The sequence below is a fragment of the Pseudomonas sp. 1L-C-7-B-C1 genome (assembly GCF_057291635.1).
Window position 1 is genome coordinate 96,427 of the sequence record NZ_JBXAWH010000015.1, and the last position, 18,102, is coordinate 114,528.

Genomic DNA, 18,102 nt, shown 5'->3' on the forward strand with positions numbered 1-18,102 from the left:
AATGACTGCTCATAGTCTGCATCAGCAAATCGCGCACCCTTACTACATCTACGCACCCGATTATCGGGAGACTTCTTCCGGCATCTGCGTGCTGCATTACCTCTGCCACGCGCTCAACATCTCGGGGCACGAGGCGTATGTGGCGCTGTGCGACGTGGTGAACCCGCAACTGCGCACACCATTCCTGACCGAAGCGATTATGGAACAGCACCGTCGAGCAGGCCGGGTGCCCATTGCCGTCTACCCTGAGGTGATCGATGGCAACCCGCTGGGTAGCGCGGTGGTCGTGCGTTACATCCTTAATCGCGAAGGTTTTCTGAACGGGCGTGATGTTGGCGCCGCCGACACCGATCTGTTTTTCTATTACGCCGAAGACTTCAAGGACAGCACGTCGCAAGGCAACATGCTGACCCTGCCGGTGATCGATTCGCAACTGTTTTGCCCTCCAGACAAGCCCACCGAACGTACGAAGAGCTATCTGTACCTGCATCGCTACCCCTACGACCAGATTGACTTCCGTCTGCTGCCGGAAGACGTAGAGCTGCTGACCTTTAAAAATCCCAAGACCCTTGCCGAGCTTGCCGAAGTTTTCAAATACGCCAAAGCTCTGTACTCGTATGAAATTTCCACGATCTGCACAGAAGCCATGCTATGCGGCTGCCCGGTCATCTATTTCAAGGGCGAGCACATTCAGACGCTTCCGTTCACGAGCTATATCGGGGACTTGGGTGCCACATTGCACGATGAGCCCGGCGGGTATGAACGGGCCCGAGATACGGTGGCTGGTGTATACGACATCTGGCTGGACATGGAGGTCGAGTTCTGGAGCCAGTTCCGCAGTTTTATCGACCTCACCCAGCACGCGGCAGACGATTACAAGCTTACTCAGCAGCCTTCCATTGAGCGGTGGCTCAAAGACCGCTACCTGACGCCTGCGCAACGCACGATCATGGCTGACTATTTGGCACGACTGCCGCGCGGGGATGTGCTTGTAGTGGTCGTGGACACAGAAAACGATCCCGAGGAGCTGAAGGCGACGCTGGCCAGCCTCGACGCATGGCAGAGCCTGGCAGAACGCGACGTGAAGCAAGTGGTTTACAGCGCCCTGACCTGTCCACCTGACTTGACGTTCGGCACTCAGTGGGAAGCGGCTGGCGAAACTGCAGCGCGGATCAACGCGCGTTTTCAAGACAGCGACGCGCAGTGGTTGCTGGTATTACGCGCCGGCGACGTGCTCTTGCCGAGCGGCATCACATGCCTGGAACCCCGCTTGTCCGAGACCCAGGCCAGCCTGATCTTCTGCGATGAAATTCACCGCTCGGGCAAAACCCTGGGCGCCGCGTTCAGACCTGATATGAACCTGGATTTCCTGCTGAGCCTGCCTGTCATTACTGCCGGCCACTGGCTCATGCGACGTGATGCGTTTTTTGCGGCCGGCGGGTTTGACCCCGACCTGCCGCAGGCGCTGGAATTCGACACGATCCTGCGCGTGATCGAGCAAAACGGCTTGCAGTGCGTGGAACACGTGGCCGAGCCCCTGCTGATCTGCGAAACACCGACCCTCGATGAAAACCCCGACGAAGTCGCCGCCCTCAGCCAGCATCTGAACCGCCGTGGTTATCCCCAGCATGCCATCGAGCAAGGCCCGGGCCGGCATTACCATGTCAAATACGGCCATGCCGATCAGCCTCTGGTTTCGATCATCATTCCGACCAAGGACCAGCTGTACCTGCTGCAGCGCTGTGTCGAAAGCATTCTGGAAAAAACCCGATACTTTCAGTACGAAATCATCATCGTCGACAACAACAGCGAAGTCGCTGACGCCGTGGCGTGGATAAGCGAAATCGAAGCCATCGGCGGCCAGAAGGTTCGCGTGCTGCGCTATCCGCACGCCTTCAATTATTCTGCGATCAATAACCTGGCGGCCCGGCATGCCAACGGCGAATACCTGGTCCTGCTGAACAACGACACGGCGGTGCTGCAAGATGACTGGCTGGAGGCGCTGCTCAACCACGCGCTGCGGCCGGAAGTTGGAGTCGTTGGCGCGAAACTGCTCTACCCGAGCGGCAATATCCAGCACGCTGGCGTCATCGTCGGGCTGGAGGGGCCTGCGGCGCATCCGTTCATCGGTCTGGCTGGCGACGCCTCCGGGTACATGCAGCGTCTGCTGGTGGATCAGAATTACAGCGTGGTCACAGCGGCCTGTTTGATGATCCGCAAATCCGTTTATGAGGAGGTCGGCGGTCTCGACGAGGAACACTTGACGGTTTCCTACAATGACGTGGACCTGTGCCTCAAGGTCGGCGCCCAGGGGTATCTGAACGTCTGGACCCCTCACGCATGCCTGCTGCATGAAGGCAGTGTCAGCCAGAAGGCCATCGACATCGCCACGTTCGAAAGCAAGCTCGCACGCTTCACCGGCGAGCAGGCGCATATGTATTCCAAGTGGCTGCCGATTCTGGCCGCCGACCCGGCGTATAACCGCAACTTGTCCCTGAACGACGGCGGCTTCCATTTCGACGGCCGATCCAAGTTGTCCTGGAAGCCGTTGTCCTGGCGACCGCTCCCCGTCGTGCTGGCCCATCCTGCGGACTCGCAACCCTCATCCAGCCGACGCCTTGTCCAACCCTTCGAGACATTGCAGGACAGCGGCGAGGTCGACGGCATGATCAGCCGTCATTTGCTCAGCGAAGTCGAATTGCAGCGGTTCGGACCGGGCGTCATCGTCCTGCAGCGGCGCATTGACGCGCCGCGCCTGCAGATGATGCGCAAGATCCATGCGTTCTCGAGCGCGTTCAAGGTTCTGGACATCGACCAGTACCCTGCCGGTCTGGACCTCACGGGTCAGGTCAACGGCCAGGGCGTGGACATCAAGCAAGCGCTCAAGGATGCCCTGAGCTATGTGGATCGACTGGTGGTGCCCACGGTAGGTCTCGCCGACCTGTTCAAGGGTTGGCACGCGGATATCCGGGTGGTGCCTACCCTGCTACCTGCCAGCTGGGGTGAGGTTGCACACACCCAGGCACTGACGCGACGGCCGCGGGTGGCCTGCCTCATGGGAGCGGTCGTTGGCGGGGACAGCCTCATGGTGGAGGCGATCGTCAAAGCGCTCGCCGGTGAGGTTGAATGGGTGTTTATGGGCAAGGCGCCCGTCGCATTGCGCAAGTACGCGCACGAGACGCATCTGAACGCCCACACACAGGATGCTCCGGGAATGCTGAGCGCGCTCAACTTGGACCTGGCGTTGCTGCCAATGACGTTGAACGCTGCCAACCACTGCCGCAGCAATACCATTGCGCTCGAATACGGCGCCTGCGCCGTACCGGTGATCACCAGCGACGTCGATGGCATGCGCGGAGCCTTGCCAATCACACGTTTGGTCAACGATGCGGCGTTGTGGGTACGCGAAATTCGGGTGCGCCTGGCAGATCGCGAAGCCGGCAGGCAGGAAGGAGCGGCACTGTGCACCGAAGTGCGTAGTGCATGGATCGGCACGCCGGGTGCCGCGCGCGATTCGCTGCGCAGCTGGTTGCCTGAATGATGCCTGCATCCCTAAATGCCTTCAGACACTCTGTGCAGGAATCAAACCCATGGCAGCGGTAAATGTCCTGGTCTTTCCTTGCGGATCGGAAAACGCCTCGGAAATACATCAGGCCCTGATGCACTCGGTCCACGTCAATCTGTTTGGCGCCTCCAGCGTAGATGACCATGGGCGCTTTCTGTTCACCCACTACGCAGGCGATCTGCCGCGCATCGACGCGCAAGATTTCGACGCCAGGTTCGCAGCTCTCTTGGCTCAGTGGGACATTCAGCTGGTATTCGCTACCCACGACAGCGTTCAGCATTATCTGTCGACACGGGTCGCCGGGTGGAAGGTGGCGCTGGTAAACGGTGACCCTGAGGCATCGCTGACCAGCCGACATAAAGCGCTGACCTACGACCTGTTTGCTGACCAGCCGTGGACACCGACCCTGTACCGGTCGGTTGAGCACGTCGAGCATTGGCCGGTGGTGGTCAAGCCGGACACGGGCCAGGGCGGCCAGGGCGTGCGCATTGTGCAGACCGTTGCAGAGGCCGACGCTGCGTCGGCGCAACTGGCGGCGCCGTTACTCGTAGAGTACCTGCCCGGGGAAGAAATCACCGTTGACTGCTTCACCGATCGAAACCACCGTATCGTCTGGCTCGGTCCGCGAACCCGCGAACGCGTTCGCGCCGGCATCGCCATGCGTTGTCGTCCCGTGGCACTGTCTGCGGAAATCGAGGCCATCGGGCAGCTGATCAACCAACGCCTGACGCTGCGTGGACCCTGGTTCTTCCAGCTTAAAAAGGACCCTGCCGGCTCATGGAAACTGCTGGAAATCAGCTGTCGGGTGGCCGGGGCAATGGTCACCCAGCGTGCCAGAGGGATCAATCTGCCACTTATGGCCGTGCTCGATTACCTGGGGCGCGACGTAATCGCTTTGCCCGTGTCTGGCGTCAATCTGGTCGAGCGCCGCATCACTACGCTGGCCGAACTGGATGAAGACTTCGACACGGTCTACATCGATTTCGACGAGACCGTGATAAAGGACGGCAGAGCCATTCCCTCGACCCTGTATTTCCTTTACCGCATGCTCGCCAAAGGCAAACGGTTGATCCTGATCACTCGCCACGTCGGCAACCCTTTGGATGCACTGGGTGAGGCGCGTATAGACCCGAAGCTGTTTGACGAAATCATCCACCTCGACAACGGCGAGAAGAAATCAGCTTTCACCCTTGGACGCGCCATCTTCGTCGACAACCACTTTCCGGAACGACTGGACGTGGCGACGACGTGCGGCATCCCGGTCTTTGATGTAGATGCTCTGGAGTTTTTCTTTTGAAATCATTCAAATTTGACAAGCTGCGTCGTTACCTTTTACGCAGGCTTCGTGACACGTGGATCAATCCGCTTAATGCTCAACATCCACACTCAGTGTTGATTTCGCGAGCGACCTATTCACCTTGGTATACCGACCCCGCCTTCATGAAGGTATTCGACACTATCAAGCACTCCACGCTGGTGGATATCTACCGTTGCTACGAACTCTGGACCCTGATGCAACAGCTTGAGCACGTGCCCGGCGAAGCCATTGAAGTGGGCGTTTGGAAAGGCGGTACCGGGGGCCTGATCGCCAGCATGCTCAAGCGCTTTCCAATGCCCAGAAAGATCTACCTGTGCGACACCTTTCAAGGCGTGGTCAAAGCTGGCGACAAAGACACGCTCTACCGGGGTGGCGAACATGCCGACACCTCAAAGGAGGCAGTGATGGAGCTGATGAGCACACTGGGGGTGACTCAGAACGTTGAGATTTTGCCAGGCATCTTCCCGGAGGAAAGCGCTCACCAGGTGGAGCACAACCTCTTCTCCTTTTGCCACATCGACGTAGACACCTACCTGTCGGCGAAGGATGTCTTCGAGTGGGTCAGCCCGCGTCTGAGCGTGCACGGCTTGGTGGTGTTTGATGATTACGGCACTTGGGGCTGCGAGGGAGTCACAGAGTTGGTACAGGAAATTGCCCAGGACCCCAATTACTTCCTGTTTCAAAACTTGAACGGGCATGCGGTCCTTATAAAGCTAAAGTCGGCGACAACAATCGGGGATGGGTTTCAAGCGTCCTCACTCAGCAGGTAAATCCGATTTCGACATGGCCTGGCGAGCCAGCGACGGGCGCATCGGGGTCATCAGTTCCTGGCTCGGCGTTTACGAAAGACCGTGATCCTCGACAGCCCGGAGCGTGAGCCCTGCATCCCGCGATCGATACGCACCCGGACTTTCCCCTGTCCATTTCTTGAACGCCCGGTGAAACGCGCTGGGCTCTTGGAACCCCACCAGTGACGCGATCTCGACCACGCTCAGTTCGGTGTCGCGCAGCTTCTGCTGGGCGATGCCGCGCCGCACGTCGTCCTTGATCCCTTGAAACGCGCAGCCCTCACGCTCCAGCCGACGGCGGAACGTGGTGGCGCTGAGCTTCAGCTCGTCGGCCATTTCCAGCAGCGTCGGCCAGTGTCCGTAATGGCTGTTGCGCAGGCGTTGATAGACTTGCGCCGCCAGCCCGCGCTGGTTGCGGTAGCGGATGACCAGCCACTGCGGCGCGGTGCGCAAAAATGATTTGAGCGACGGCAACGACTGCACCACCGGCAGACGCAGGTAGTGGCTGGAAAACTCGATCTCGGTGCGCGGCTCGCCAAAACTCAGGTTGAAACCCCACAACAGAGAATCGTCGCTGAGCCGCTGACGGCGCTGGCGAAACTGCGCGCGGTCGATGCTGATGCGGCGCCCGCCAAGCCAGCACAGCAGGCTGATCATCAGCAGCAGAAACGTCTCTTCACCGAAGCGCTGCCGGACCGGATCGTCCGTCGTGGTGTCCACCGCGAGCACCGCGCGTGGGCCACGAATGATGAGGCTGCCGCGGAAGTCGCGCAGGAACAGCCCGAAATTGCTCAGGCACTGGCGCAGGGCCTTTTCCAGGTTGGGCTCCTGAATCAGCCCCCGGCATATCAGGGCGAAGCTGCCCAGAGGCATGCCGTGGGAATCGAGGCCGAAAAACTCGTCGCCCAGTTCCTTGATCTGAATCAGCCACAACGCCGCAAACGCACTGGCCGAGACCCGCGCCGTGGGGTCGTCGAGCAGCGCCATGTCGATTTCCGCCGCCTGCAAAACCGACTGCAAACGCAGCGGCTGGTCGCGCAGCGCATGGACGATCAACTGGACGAAGTAGATCGACACTGAATCCTTTTCCCGCATGACCGCTTTTCCCTTTTTTCAATGGTGCAACACGGATCAGGCGCTGATGGTAAAGAACGCCAGCCCATCTGGACAGTTTCGGCATAGGCCCGTCCCGAACGCCGATCTAGACTTGCCCGCAGTCAGCACCGGCCGAAATCCCATTTCGCGGTGCAGCCCCCACAATTCCAATACGTGTCAGGAGTCGCCATGAGCACACCCGAAGTTTTCGTCGTCAGCGCACTGCGTACCGCCATCGGTGGATTCGGCGGTTCCCTCAAGGACGTCTCCCCCATCGAACTGGGCACCCAGGTCAGCCGCGCCGCACTGGCGAAATCCGGGATCGCACCGGAGCACATCGGCCATGTGGTCATGGGCCACGTGATCCCCACCGAAGTGCGCGACGCCTATCTTTCCCGGGTCATCGCCCTCGACGCCGGCCTCACCAAAGAAACGCCTGCCATGAACGTCAACCGCCTGTGCGGCTCGGGCCTGCAGGCCATCGTCTCGGCGGCGCAATCGCTGATGCTCGGCGACGCCCGGGCGGTGCTGGCCGGTGGCGCCGAATCCATGAGCCGTGGCGCGTACATCATGCCCCAGGCCCGCTGGGGTGCGCGCATGGGTAACGTCCAGGCGTACGACTACATGCTCGGCGCGTTGCATGACCCGTTCGCCAACATCCACATGGGCATCACCGCCGAGAATATCGCCGAGCACTACGGCATCACCCGTGCCGATCAGGACGCCCTGGCGCTGACCAGCCAGCAGCGCGCGGCCCAAGCCATCGCCGAAGGGCGTTTCGAGGGCCAGATCGTGCCGATCGAGATCGCCACGCGCAAAGGCACCGTGACCTTCGCCCAGGACGAGCACGTCCGTGGCGACGTGACCGCCGAACAGTTGGACAAGATGAAAACCGCGTTCAAGAAGGACGGCACCGTAACGGCCGGCAACGCGTCCGGCCTGAACGACGGCGCGGCGGCGCTGGTCATGACCAATGGCGACATGGTCCGCGCGCACGGCCTCACGCCGATGGCGCGTCTGGTGGCGTATGCCCATGCCGGGGTTGATCCGTCGATGATGGGCCTGGGACCGATCCCTGCCAGCCGCAAAGTGCTGGAACGTGCCGGCCTGACCGTGGCGGACCTGGACGTTATCGAATCCAACGAAGCGTTCGCCGCCCAGGCCTGCGCCGTCGCCCGTGAGCTAGGCTTTGATCCAGCCAGGGTCAACCCGAACGGCTCGGGCATCTCCCTCGGCCATCCGGTGGGCGCGACGGGGGCGATCATCGCCACCAAGGCGATTCACGAACTGCACCGGATTCAAGGCCGCTATGCGCTGGTGACCATGTGCATCGGCGGCGGCCAGGGCATCGCCGTCATTTTCGAACGTGTGTAAGGAGGTTTGTCGATGAGCATGCAACACATCGCTGTAATCGGCGCTGGCACCATGGGCAACGGCATCGCGCAGGTCTGCGCCGTGGCTGGTTTCGACGTGATCCTGCTGGACATTTCCGACACGGCACTGGAACGCGGCATGGCGACCGTGCGCAAGAGCCTCGAGCGGCAGGTGACCAAACAGACGGTGACCGTCGAGCTTGCCGAAGCCGCGCTGGGGCGCATCAGTGTCACCACTGATTACGGCCAGTTGAATGGCGCGCAACTGGTGATCGAGGCGGCCACCGAGAACCTGGAGCTGAAGTTGCGCCTGCTCAAGCAGATCGCCAGCCATGTCGACCGCGACTGCGTCATCGCCTCGAACACCTCGTCGCTGTCGATCACGCAACTGGCCGCCAGCGTCGAACACCCGGACCGGTTCATCGGCCTGCACTTCTTCAACCCCGTGCCGATGATGAGCCTGATCGAGGTCATTCGCGGTCTGCAGACGGCGGACACCACCCACATCGCGGCGATCAAGCTGGCCGAGCGGTTGAACAAGACCGCAATCACTGCCGGCAACCGCCCGGGGTTTGTGGTCAACCGGATTCTGGTGCCGATGATCAACGAAGCGATTCTGGTGTTGCAGGAAGGCCTGGCCACCGCTCAGGACATCGACGACGGCATGCGCCTGGGCTGCAACCAGCCCATCGGCCCGCTGGCGCTGGCTGACCTGATCGGGCTGGACACCTTGCTGGCGATCGTCGAAGCGTTCAACGAAGGCTTCAACGACAGCAAATACCGCCCTGCTCCGCTGCTCAAGGAAATGGTCGCGGCGGGGTACCTGGGCCGCAAGACCGGGCGTGGTTTTTTCACCTATAACTGAATGAACACCGGATGTAGGACAGCATGCTTCTGGTAGGACCGGCTTTAGCCGGGAAAGCGTCGGTGGTCACGCAGCAAATTTTGGGATGACCCTACCGGCCTCTTCCCGGCTAAAGCCGGTCCTACTAAGGCACCGCGTGCATCCAGTGAGCTTCCGGCGTACTCGAATGTAGGACCGGCTTTAGCCGGGAAAGCGTCGGTGGTCACGCCGCAAATTTTGGGGTGACCCTACCGGCCTCTTCCCGGCTAAAGCCGGTCCTACAAGAGCTCTGCGTGCGTCAATGGGAAAACAGCGAATTCCCGACCTTGCCCGCCATCTTCTCCGGTTTGATCAGGAACCGCGCCAGCGCCGGCAACAGCCACAGGGCGCCGAACATGTTCCACAGCAGCATGAAGGTCAGCATCAGGCCCATGTCGGCCTGGAACTTGATGGCCGAGAAAATCCAGGTGCACACCCCGATCGCCAGGCACAGGCCGGTGAACAACACCGCTTTGCCTGTGGATTTCAGGGTCTGGTAATACGCTTCCTGCAACGGCAGCCCCGCCCGCAGGAAACTCTCCAGTCGGCTGTAGATGTAAATCCCGTAATCGACCCCGATCCCCACCCCGAGCGCCACCACCGGCAGGGTCGCGACTTTCACGCCGATGCCCATGAACGCCATCAGCGCGTTGCCCAGCACCGACGTCAGCACCAGCGGCAGCACGATACACAGCGTCGCCGCCCATGAACGGAAGGTGATCATGCACATCACTGCCACGCACACGTACACCAGAATCAGAATGGTCAGTTCAGCCTGCTTGATGACTTCGTTGGTCGCCGCCTCGATCCCGGCATTACCCGCCGCCAGCAGAAACTCCAGGCCGTCCTTGCCGTTCTGCTGAGCGAACTCCTGCACCGCATGTACGGCCCGATCGAGGGTTTCCGCCTTGTGGTCGTTAAGGAAAATCAGCAACGGGGCCAGGGAACAGGTGTTGTTGTACAAACCGTCAGCGCGGGAAATCGAGCTGTTCAGTACGTCCTTGTTGCGCGAGAGCGACTCCCATTTCAGGTTGCCCTCGTTCATCCCCTTGATGACCTGCTTGGACACAGTCACCAGAGAAATCGCCGATTGCACCCCCGGCGTGTTTTCCATCTTCCACGACAGCTCGTTCATCGCCGACAGCGTCTGATACGCCGAGCACCCCTCGGGCGGCGTCTTGACCATCACCACCAGCACGTCGGAGCTGGTCGAATAATTGTTGATGATGAAACTGTTGTCCTGGTTGTAGCGCGAATCCGGCCGCAACTCCGGCGCGCCTTGGTCGAGGTCGCCGATCTTCAGGTTATGGCCGTACCAGAGGCCACCCACCAGCGCGACCAGTGCCAGGGCCACAGACACCCGGGCGACTTTCGGTGCGGCGAAGTTCGACAGCAGACGCCAGAACGGATGCTCGCGCACGGCATCTTCTTTACTGCGCACCACCGCTTTTTTGCTGATGCCGGCGTAGGAAATCGCCACCGGCAAGAGGATCAGGTTGGTGAACACGATCACCGCCACGCCAATGGACGCGCCGATGGCCAACTCGCGGATCACGCCGATGTCGATGATCAGCAAGGTGATAAAGCCGACGGCGTCCGCAAGAATCGCGATCATCCCCGGCAGGAACAACTGGCGGAACGTGCGACGTGCTGCGGTGAGGGCGCTGTCGGCGTCGCTGGATTGCAGAGCGATGCCATTGATCTTCTGCACGCCGTGGGAAATACCGATGGCGAAGATCAGAAACGGCACGAGCATTGAATAGGGATCGAGCCCGAAACCCACCACATGCATCAGGCCCAGCTGCCAGATAACGGCGATCAACGTGGTGCTCAACACCGCGATGGTGCTGCGGGCGCAGCGGGTGAACCACATCAGCAGGACCAGGGTAATCAGGAACGCGATGCCGAAGAACATCACCACCATGATCAGACCGTCGATCAGGTCGCCGACCTTCTTGGCGAAACCGACGATGTGAATCTCGACGTTGGGGTTCTGCGCTTCGTACTTGTCGCGGATCTTTTCTTCGAGCTGGTGGGAGAACTGGCGGTAATCCAGCGGCAGCAGTTTGCTCTGGTCGTTGGGGTCCGGGTAGAACTCCTGCAGCGGCACATCGACGATGCTCGACTTGAAGTTGTTGGCCACCAGACGCCCGACCTGCCCCGACTTGAGAACGTTATTGCGCAGCTTGTCGAGGCTCTGTTGCGAGCCGTCGTAGCTCTGCGGAATCACCTCGCCGCCGGCAAAGCCCTCCTCCGTCACCTCGGTCCAGCGCACACTGGGGCTCCACAACGACTTAAGCCCCGAGCGGTCGACGCCGGAAATGTAGAACACCTCGTCGTTGATCTGCCGCAGAGTCTCCATGTACTCCCTGGAGAAGATGTCGCCCTGTTTGGCCTCCACCGAGATGCGCACGGTGTTGCCCAGGTTCGCCAGGTCGTTGCGGTGCTCCATCATGTTCTGAACGAACGGATGACCCAGCGGGATCATCTTTTCGAAGCTGGTGGACGGGCGCACCAACGTCGCTTGCCAGAACAGGAAGACGCTGACCAGCAGGCAGATGCCGATCACCGTCTTGCGGTTGTTGAAAATCAACTGCTCCAGGCGCGTCGGCTTGTCGTGATGCTGTTGAAGGTTGCTCATGGAAACGGTTCCTCGCCTGCTTGTTCTTATTGTTGAGCGCTGTCAGCGCCCGTCGGCGAGGTGACGCGAACGCCGCCCTGTCCCACCAGAACCAGATTGCCTTTATCGTCCTCAGCCACCCCGGACAAGGAAAGCCGGTCGGGGCGATTGGCGACCGTGAAGCTTTCGCCATCGTCCGTGCTGCGCATCACGCTGCCGCCGTTACCGACCAGCACGATGGCGTTGTCTGGCATCAGCGAGGCATTGGCGATGCTGAACTCCAGCGGGCCACGCTCACCCTGCAGCGGGACAGGCTCCCACGTCGTGCCGAAATCGGTGGAACGGAACAGATTGCCGCGCAGGCCGTACACCAGCAGCGTGTTGGCCTCGGCAGTGCCGACCGCGCCAAACAGCGAGCCCTGGTAAGGGCCTTCGAGTTTTTCCCACGTCTGGCCGTCGTCCGGGGAGCGAAACATGCTGCCCTGTTCCCCGACCACGAACAGGCCGGCGTCCTTCACGTAGGCAATGCCATTGAGGTGGAACTGGTCTTCGTTGTCCAGCCGGTCGCCGATGTCTTCCCAGTGCTGGCCGCCGTCGGTGGTTTCCAGCACCGCACCATAAGCACCGACGGCAATCCCGGTAGTGAGGTCCTTGAACCAGACATCCAGCAGCGGCGCTTCGCGTTTGAGGTCTTCGAACTGTTTTGTCCAGCTGGCGCCGGCATCGCTGCTGGCTAGGATCTGCGCATCGTGGCCCACCGCCCAGCCGTGCTGGTCATCGACGAAATACACCGCCGTGAGCATCTGGCGGGTTGGCACTTTGGCCTGGGTCCAGGTTTTGCCCTGGTCATCGGAATAGAGAATGTGACCACGATCCCCCACCGCGACCATGCGCTTGCCGGCATGGGTTACGTCCAGCAGCAGGCTGCGGGAAGCTTTCGCGGATTCGAGGGCGTAGACGGCGGAATCGCCAGCGTTGGCAGGAGCGTCAGCGGGCGTGCCATCAGCGGCCAGGGCGGCGCCGCAGAAGTTCGAGGAGAGAAGCAGGGACAGAGCAGCGTGGAGAGGCAGGCTCTTGAAAAGCATCCGGGCGTTGAACTGGCCCCGAATGACCGCAAACCGAGTGCGCCGAATGACAGGCTCACGCATGAAGCTACCCCTTTCTTTATTTTTATTGGGTGCTTCAGAAGGCCGTTTCAGCCGCGCAGATGCTCTAGCCTGCACGCGACGTGGCCGTACCGAAGCGACCCCATCCTAGTCAGCTTTGGAAACGTATGACAATCGACATGACGTTATCTTTTGTTAAGCAGCGGGCGCTGATTGGCGTGTTATCACTGGGAGTGATTGAGCGAATTCACCGTGTGTAGCATCGCTGGGCCGTGGAGCTCCCATTCATCCGTCAACGGTGCCGGGCCGCTCGGCACCAGCACGGTTGTCGGCTTGGCTCAGAAAGCGTAAGTGAGCGCCAGCGTGGACATCGTCGTCCTGGCGGACTGACTGCCCGCGTCACCTGCGATACGGAAGCGATCGCCGCTGTGGGTGTCCTTGATCAGCGTGCTGCCTTTCGCCTCGGCGTACACCTGATGATCCACACCCGCCCTCACCGAAAGCTGCGGACTCACGCGGTAACTGAGCGCAACCGCCAGACTTTGCATGCGGCCGTCGTTCCCGTAGTCACCGTCGTAGGTAACGCCGGTGACATGATGCCGATCGTGATCCCGCGCCCGAACCCACTGGCTATATTTGAACCTGCCTTCCAGCGTCCAGTTGCGAAAATGGTAGAGACCGACCAGCCCCACATAAGGCGTGTCGTAGGTCTGCTGATAGGAAATGCCTTTCTCCCCCGCCGGAAATTCTCCGGACTCGTCGCGGAACCCTTCGTCCGACGAATAGGTATAACGCCCGCCTTTCGCCGACCAACCAAACTGGTTGCGCTGATAACCGAGCATCACACCCAGTGCCACATCCTCACGCTTGAGCGCCCACGCGGTGGCGGCGAAATCGGCCTGCCAGGCTTTGCTGACCTGAGTGTCCGGATGATCGGAATAGTGGCTCCAGTCGCCGCGATCCTCCTCCAGCCAGTCGTAATCCTTCAGATGCCCATCGCCCTTCGCCACCCGCGTCCAGCCGTTCAGATCAAGGGACAGCCAGTTTATCGGCTGGTACTTCACGCCCAGATGCAGTGTCGGCACCTGCTTCATGCTCCAGTTCAACTGGCTGATCTTCTGCCCGCTTTCAACGTCGTACACCTTTTCCCGCGCCTGACCATTCAACAGCCCGACCCCCAGGCTCACCCCAACCGCCCCCAGCTGGAACCGCTCCTCGCGGGTCGTCTGCGCCTCGGCCAACGCCTCGGCGTTAAACGCAGCCAGCCCTACCCATAACAGCGTATTCCTGCCCTTCATCACCCACTCCGCACTCTTCTTATTGAGATTTTTGTCCAGCGCCGCACGCAGCTGAACAAGGAGCGAAAGGATGAAGCGCCGCGAAGGAAATCTCTGCCGGGCGGTTCTGAAGGAACTGAGTGAAAGCTAAACGTTGGCGTTGGGAAATTGCCTACAAAGCCGTCGAAGGTGTGTTCAGTGACGCAACAATTTGCGCAATGGCACCCCATCCTTGAGCACCGGCGACTTGATGACGATGTAGCTGAAGTACTTGGAGATCCCGATGTTTTTGTCGAGCAGGCTTTCCACCACTTCCTGGTAGTGCTGGATGCTGCGGGTCATGAAGCGCACCAGGTAGTCGTAGCCGCCGCTGATCAGGTGGCATTCCAGCACTTCGTCCACTAGACGGATGTTGGATTCGAACTTGGCGAAGTCTTCGCGCTTGTGGTCGCTGAGGGTGATTTCGGTGAAAACGGTGACCGAATCGGTGATCTTGCCCAGGTTCAGATGCGCTTTGTAGCTGGAGATATAACCAGCCGATTCCAGCCGCTTGACCCGTTGCAGGCACGGGCTGGCGGACAGGCCGACGGCATCGGCGAGGCTGACATTGGTCATCCGGCCGTCCTTCTGCAGTTCGACCAGGATACTGATGTCGATCCGATCCAGTTTTACGAGCCCTTCCATCACGTACCTCTTGACTGCCGTTGTAAGACAATCTTCTAGCAAAATCAGCGCCGTAAAGACAGCTGATGCTGCGCCACCAGGTCAGCCATGCTGTTAATGCAGTATTCCGCCGCGCAGGGCGAAGGCTGACGCGCCCGGTGGCGGCCGATCAGGCAGCGGTCCAGACCGGCGAACGTGTCGACCGACGGTCCCGTGACGTGCAGGACCGGTTGCACCTGATCGCCCTGATCCGTGAGCCATTGCGGACCTTCGGCCAAGGAAATGAAATCTTCCGGTGCAATTCCCAGCCGCTCGCAGAGCACGCCACGGTCCTCGGCATCGCGGTCGCCGCGCACCAGCAGCCGATAGAACTTGCGCAAGTACAGCATCGCCCCCGGTGCGTCTTCGAACAACGACCAGTTGGCCGCCGAACGAGCGAAGCTCATGCCCTCCTCCCAACTGGCGTGCAGGCCCCACTTTTCCGCCAGTTGGCGATGGGCGAAGCACAACAGGCCGCTGAAGCCCAGCTCGGCGAAACGCGGATACAGGGTCGCAACGACGGCGTTGAATTCCGCCAGCACTTCATCTTTGGCCGGTTGCCCGCCGCGGCTGTCGAGCAGCGGTTGCAGCGCGGCCCAGACGCCTGAATCGCGGTCCACCAGCACTTCATCGCAATCAATCAGTAACGCTCGGTACTCTGTCAGCCCAAACCCTGTCAGCCCCAATTCTGTCAGCCCCATGTGGATTGAACCTCCTGGATGCATCTGGCCCGTAGCGGGCAAGGCACTACTTCAAATTCGAGTTCAAGACCCGTGCCAAGGCGGCGTCGAGGATCTGCACGGCTTCATCGACCTGGGCTTCTGTCGTCACCAATGGTGCGAGGAAGCGCAGCACGTTGCGATAAACGCCGCATTTGATAACCAGCAAACCACCCGCCCGGGCTTCGTCGATCACCCGTGCATTGAGGTCGGCATCCGGGGTGCGCGCGGCGTCATCCTTGATCAGCTCGATCGCCAGCATGAAACCGGTGCCGCGCACGTCGCCGATGCGCGGGTAGCGCGCCTGCAAACCGATCAGGCCGCGGCGCAGACGCTCGCCCAGGAGTTGGCTGCGCGCCAGCAGTTGCTCTTCCTCGAACGCATCGATCACCGCCAGGGCCGCCGCGCACGCCAGGGCGTTGCCGCCGTAAGTGCCGCCGAGGCCGCCGGGCAGCGGCGCATCCATGATGTGCGCCTTGCCGACCACGCCCGATAACGGCAGGCCACCAGCGAGGCTTTTGGCGACGGTGACCAGATCAGGCTGTATGCCGGCGTGCTGGTAACCGAACCAGGTGCCGGTACGGCCGAAACCGGTCTGGATTTCGTCGAGGATCAGCACGATGCCGTGCTTGTCGGCCAAGGCGCGCAGGGCTTGGAGAAACTCCGGCGGCGCGGTGAGGAAACCGCCGTCGCCCTGCACCGGTTCGATCAAAATCGCAGCCACGCGATCCGGTGCCACCTGAGTGGCGAGCAATTCATTCAGCGCAGTGATTGCGTCAACACTGCTGACACCGCGATACGCGTTCGGGTACGGCGTATGGAACACCTCCGGCGCAAACGGCCCGAAGTTCTGTTTGTAGGGTTGGCTCATGCCGGTGAGCGTGGTGCCGAGCAAGGTGCGCCCGTGGAAGCCGCCCCGAAAGGCGATGACTGCCGAACGGTTGGTGTGGGCACGGGCGATCTTCACGGCGTTCTCCACTGCTTCAGCGCCGGAGGTGAAGAACGCGGCCTTGTAGGCTTCCTGCCCGCCAATCATTTCGCAGAGGCGCTGGGCCAGGTCGAGGTAAGGCGTATAGGCCGCCACCTGAAAGCAGGCATGGGAGACTTTTTGCAGTTGAGCCTGCACGGCGGCGACCACTTTCGGGTGGTTGTGGCCGATGTTGAGCACGCCGATGCCGCCGACGAAATCCAGGTAGCGCTTGCCATCCACGTCCCACAATTCGGTGCCTTGGGCACGGTCGATCACCAGCGGGTGCGCGGTGACCAGACCACGGGGCACAAATTGCTCGCGCTGACGGAGCAAAAGAGGGGTTTCGTCGACTTTGCTGTTCATGGCATTTCCCATCGTGAGTCCGGCAACCTGGAGGCGGTTGCGATGCTGATCAGGTTACGGCGTGCGGGCAACGCACTTAGCCGAACTTGGCCCGTGAGAAATTCGGATCAACTGTTTTGGCCCCGCCTTTCAACAGATCCTGCGCCGGGCTTGGAGGATGATGTGGGCTAGCTCCCTACCCCTTCCCTTCAGCCTCTTTTCAGCAGGAAACGCCCATGGCCTTGCTCTATAAAGCCGACCCCGCGCGCGCGCCACACTGGCAGAGACTCTTCGCCGAACATGCACCGGACATCGAATGGCGCGCCTGGCCGGACGTCGGCAATCCCGAGGAGGTCGAGTATCTGGCCGCCTGGCAGGCGCCGGATGATCTGACGCAGTTGCTGCCCAATCTGAAAGTGCTGTTCGCGCTGTCGGCCGGGGTCGATCAGTTGGATCTGTCGCGGTTGCCGGCGGAGCTGCCGGTGGTGCGGCTGCTGGATCCGGGCATCACGCGGGGGATGTGCGAGTACGCGACGTGGGCGGTGTTGAGTCTGCATCGGGATATGCTGCGGTACCGCGAGCAGCAGGCGGCGCGTTGCTGGCAGGCGCATCTGTTGCAGCCGGCGGAGAACCGCCGTGTGGGGGTGATGGGGTTGGGCACGCAGGCGCAGCAGATTCTGGCGACGCTGGCGCCGTTCGGGTTTGCCTTGTCGGGCTGGGCGCGGAGTGTTCATGAGATTGAGGGCGTGACTTGTTTCGCGGGTCAATCGCAGTTGGCGGCGTTTCTGGGGCAGTGCGATATTTTGCTGTGTGTGTTGCCGTTGACGGAGCAGACGGAGGGGATTCTGGACCGGAATCTGTTTGCGTTGCTGCCGCGGGGCGCAGGGCTGGTGAATATGGGCCGCGGCGGGCATCTGGTGGAGGGGGATTTGCTGGAGGCGCTGGAAAGTGGTCAGTTGGGCGGCGCTATTCTGGATGTGTTGCAGGTGGAGCCGGCGGCGGCTGATCATCCGTTTTGGGGTCATCCGCAGGTGGTGTTGACGCCGCATGTGGCGGCGATGACGCAGCCGGCCAGTGCGTTCGGGGTGTTGCTGGAGAATATTCGGCGGTTTGAGCGGGGGGAGCGGATGGTGGGGCAGATTGATCGAAATCGGGGGTATTGAGATCTAGATCAAGATCAAAGGCGTCTGCCTGGGGGCAGACCGTTTCGCCTTCGGCGACTTACTTTTGAAAAGCACCAAAAGTAAGCAAAAGTGCCTGCTCTCGGTTTGGCCCTTCCTTCGTCAGGGTTCCTTCACTCCGGTCTCGCTCCGTGGGCCCGCTGCCATCCGCCATCCATGGCGG

Annotated in this window: 13 protein-coding genes; 6 read left to right on the plus strand and 7 right to left on the minus strand. The window is 61.0% G+C overall.

The window, feature by feature from the left end:
* Position 1: 1 nt before the first annotated feature.
* From AC0Z8Z_RS22025 to AC0Z8Z_RS22035, 3 genes are read left to right on the plus strand one after another with little or no spacing between them, the layout of a single operon-like run.
* Positions 2-3,541: a glycosyltransferase family 2 protein gene (locus AC0Z8Z_RS22025; protein WP_485620494.1), complete on the plus strand. Its 3,540-nt coding sequence runs from the start codon at positions 2-4 to the stop codon at positions 3,539-3,541.
* 49 nt (positions 3,542-3,590) lie between these two features.
* Positions 3,591-4,862, plus strand: coding sequence for an ATP-grasp domain-containing protein (locus AC0Z8Z_RS22030; RefSeq protein ID WP_485620495.1), 1,272 nt, complete (start codon positions 3,591-3,593; stop codon positions 4,860-4,862).
* The gene (locus AC0Z8Z_RS22035) at positions 4,859-5,653 is read left to right on the plus strand and encodes a TylF/MycF/NovP-related O-methyltransferase (RefSeq protein ID WP_485620496.1); all 795 of its coding nucleotides are present in this window, start codon (positions 4,859-4,861) and stop codon (positions 5,651-5,653) included. The genes AC0Z8Z_RS22030 and AC0Z8Z_RS22035 overlap by 4 nt, the downstream gene beginning before the upstream one ends.
* Positions 5,654-5,722: 69 nt before the next feature.
* Here the strand turns inward: AC0Z8Z_RS22035 and AC0Z8Z_RS22040 are convergent, their stop codons facing one another.
* A complete protein-coding gene (locus tag AC0Z8Z_RS22040) occupies positions 5,723-6,766 on the minus strand; it encodes an AraC family transcriptional regulator (RefSeq protein WP_485620497.1) in 1,044 nt (347 codons plus the stop codon).
* Positions 6,767-6,955: 189 nt separating this feature from the next.
* Here AC0Z8Z_RS22040 and AC0Z8Z_RS22045 point away from each other — a divergent pair, with 189 nt between their 5' ends.
* Together AC0Z8Z_RS22045 and AC0Z8Z_RS22050 are read left to right on the plus strand one after the other, a co-directional pair.
* Entirely contained in the window at positions 6,956-8,140 is a 1,185-nt protein-coding gene (locus AC0Z8Z_RS22045; protein WP_485620499.1) for an acetyl-CoA C-acyltransferase family protein, read from the plus strand.
* Between the two features lie 12 nt (positions 8,141-8,152).
* The gene (locus AC0Z8Z_RS22050) at positions 8,153-9,004 is read left to right on the plus strand and encodes a 3-hydroxybutyryl-CoA dehydrogenase (protein WP_485620500.1); all 852 of its coding nucleotides are present in this window, start codon (positions 8,153-8,155) and stop codon (positions 9,002-9,004) included.
* A gap of 277 nt (positions 9,005-9,281) precedes the next feature.
* On the opposite strand, the gene AC0Z8Z_RS22055 is transcribed toward AC0Z8Z_RS22050, so the two are convergent.
* The 6 genes from AC0Z8Z_RS22055 to gabT all read right to left on the minus strand — a co-directional run bounded on the left by AC0Z8Z_RS22055 (position 9,282) and on the right by gabT (position 16,779).
* On the minus strand, positions 9,282-11,663 hold the full coding sequence (locus AC0Z8Z_RS22055) for an efflux RND transporter permease subunit (protein ID WP_485620501.1): 2,382 nt from the start codon (positions 11,661-11,663) through the stop codon (positions 9,282-9,284).
* A 26-nt stretch (positions 11,664-11,689) separates the two neighbouring features.
* Entirely contained in the window at positions 11,690-12,790 is a 1,101-nt protein-coding gene (locus AC0Z8Z_RS22060) for a WD40/YVTN/BNR-like repeat-containing protein (protein WP_485620502.1), read from the minus strand.
* A gap of 296 nt (positions 12,791-13,086) precedes the next feature.
* Positions 13,087-14,046, minus strand: coding sequence for an omptin family outer membrane protease (locus AC0Z8Z_RS22065; RefSeq protein ID WP_122624298.1), 960 nt, complete (start codon positions 14,044-14,046; stop codon positions 13,087-13,089).
* A 174-nt stretch (positions 14,047-14,220) separates the two neighbouring features.
* Positions 14,221-14,709, minus strand: a complete 489-nt coding sequence (locus AC0Z8Z_RS22070) for an Lrp/AsnC family transcriptional regulator (RefSeq protein ID WP_122534823.1) — start codon at positions 14,707-14,709, stop codon at positions 14,221-14,223.
* 44 nt (positions 14,710-14,753) lie between these two features.
* A complete protein-coding gene (locus AC0Z8Z_RS22075) occupies positions 14,754-15,428 on the minus strand; it encodes a tautomerase family protein (RefSeq protein WP_122624297.1) in 675 nt (224 codons plus the stop codon).
* 46 nt (positions 15,429-15,474) lie between these two features.
* Positions 15,475-16,779: a 4-aminobutyrate--2-oxoglutarate transaminase gene (gene gabT / locus AC0Z8Z_RS22080; protein ID WP_122624296.1), complete on the minus strand. Its 1,305-nt coding sequence runs from the start codon at positions 16,777-16,779 to the stop codon at positions 15,475-15,477.
* A gap of 215 nt (positions 16,780-16,994) precedes the next feature.
* Here gabT and AC0Z8Z_RS22085 point away from each other — a divergent pair, with 215 nt between their 5' ends.
* Positions 16,995-17,921 carry a 2-hydroxyacid dehydrogenase gene (locus AC0Z8Z_RS22085; RefSeq protein WP_485620503.1) on the plus strand — a complete coding sequence of 309 codons (927 nt, stop codon included), beginning with the start codon at positions 16,995-16,997 and terminating at the stop codon, positions 17,919-17,921.
* The last annotated feature ends 181 nt before the right edge of the window (positions 17,922-18,102 follow it).

What these genes read in the sequence shown, in the direction of transcription:
- AC0Z8Z_RS22025 (WP_485620494.1), top strand. Translation starts at nt 2, where the DNA reads ATGACTGCTCATAGTCTGCATCAGCAAATCGCGCACCCTTACTACATC.
- AC0Z8Z_RS22030 (WP_485620495.1), top strand. Translation starts at nt 3,591, where the DNA reads ATGGCAGCGGTAAATGTCCTGGTCTTTCCTTGCGGATCGGAAAACGCC.
- AC0Z8Z_RS22040 (WP_485620497.1), bottom strand. Translation starts at nt 6,766, where the DNA reads ATGCGGGAAAAGGATTCAGTGTCGATCTACTTCGTCCAGTTGATCGTC.
- AC0Z8Z_RS22045 (WP_485620499.1), top strand. Translation starts at nt 6,956, where the DNA reads ATGAGCACACCCGAAGTTTTCGTCGTCAGCGCACTGCGTACCGCCATC.
- AC0Z8Z_RS22050 (WP_485620500.1), top strand. Translation starts at nt 8,153, where the DNA reads ATGAGCATGCAACACATCGCTGTAATCGGCGCTGGCACCATGGGCAAC.
- AC0Z8Z_RS22055 (WP_485620501.1), bottom strand. Translation starts at nt 11,663, where the DNA reads ATGAGCAACCTTCAACAGCATCACGACAAGCCGACGCGCCTGGAGCAG.
- AC0Z8Z_RS22060 (WP_485620502.1), bottom strand. Translation starts at nt 12,790, where the DNA reads ATGCGTGAGCCTGTCATTCGGCGCACTCGGTTTGCGGTCATTCGGGGC.
- AC0Z8Z_RS22065 (WP_122624298.1), bottom strand. Translation starts at nt 14,046, where the DNA reads ATGAAGGGCAGGAATACGCTGTTATGGGTAGGGCTGGCTGCGTTTAAC.
- AC0Z8Z_RS22070 (WP_122534823.1), bottom strand. Translation starts at nt 14,709, where the DNA reads ATGGAAGGGCTCGTAAAACTGGATCGGATCGACATCAGTATCCTGGTC.
- AC0Z8Z_RS22075 (WP_122624297.1), bottom strand. Translation starts at nt 15,428, where the DNA reads ATGGGGCTGACAGAATTGGGGCTGACAGGGTTTGGGCTGACAGAGTAC.
- gabT (WP_122624296.1), bottom strand. Translation starts at nt 16,779, where the DNA reads ATGAACAGCAAAGTCGACGAAACCCCTCTTTTGCTCCGTCAGCGCGAG.
- AC0Z8Z_RS22085 (WP_485620503.1), top strand. Translation starts at nt 16,995, where the DNA reads ATGGCCTTGCTCTATAAAGCCGACCCCGCGCGCGCGCCACACTGGCAG.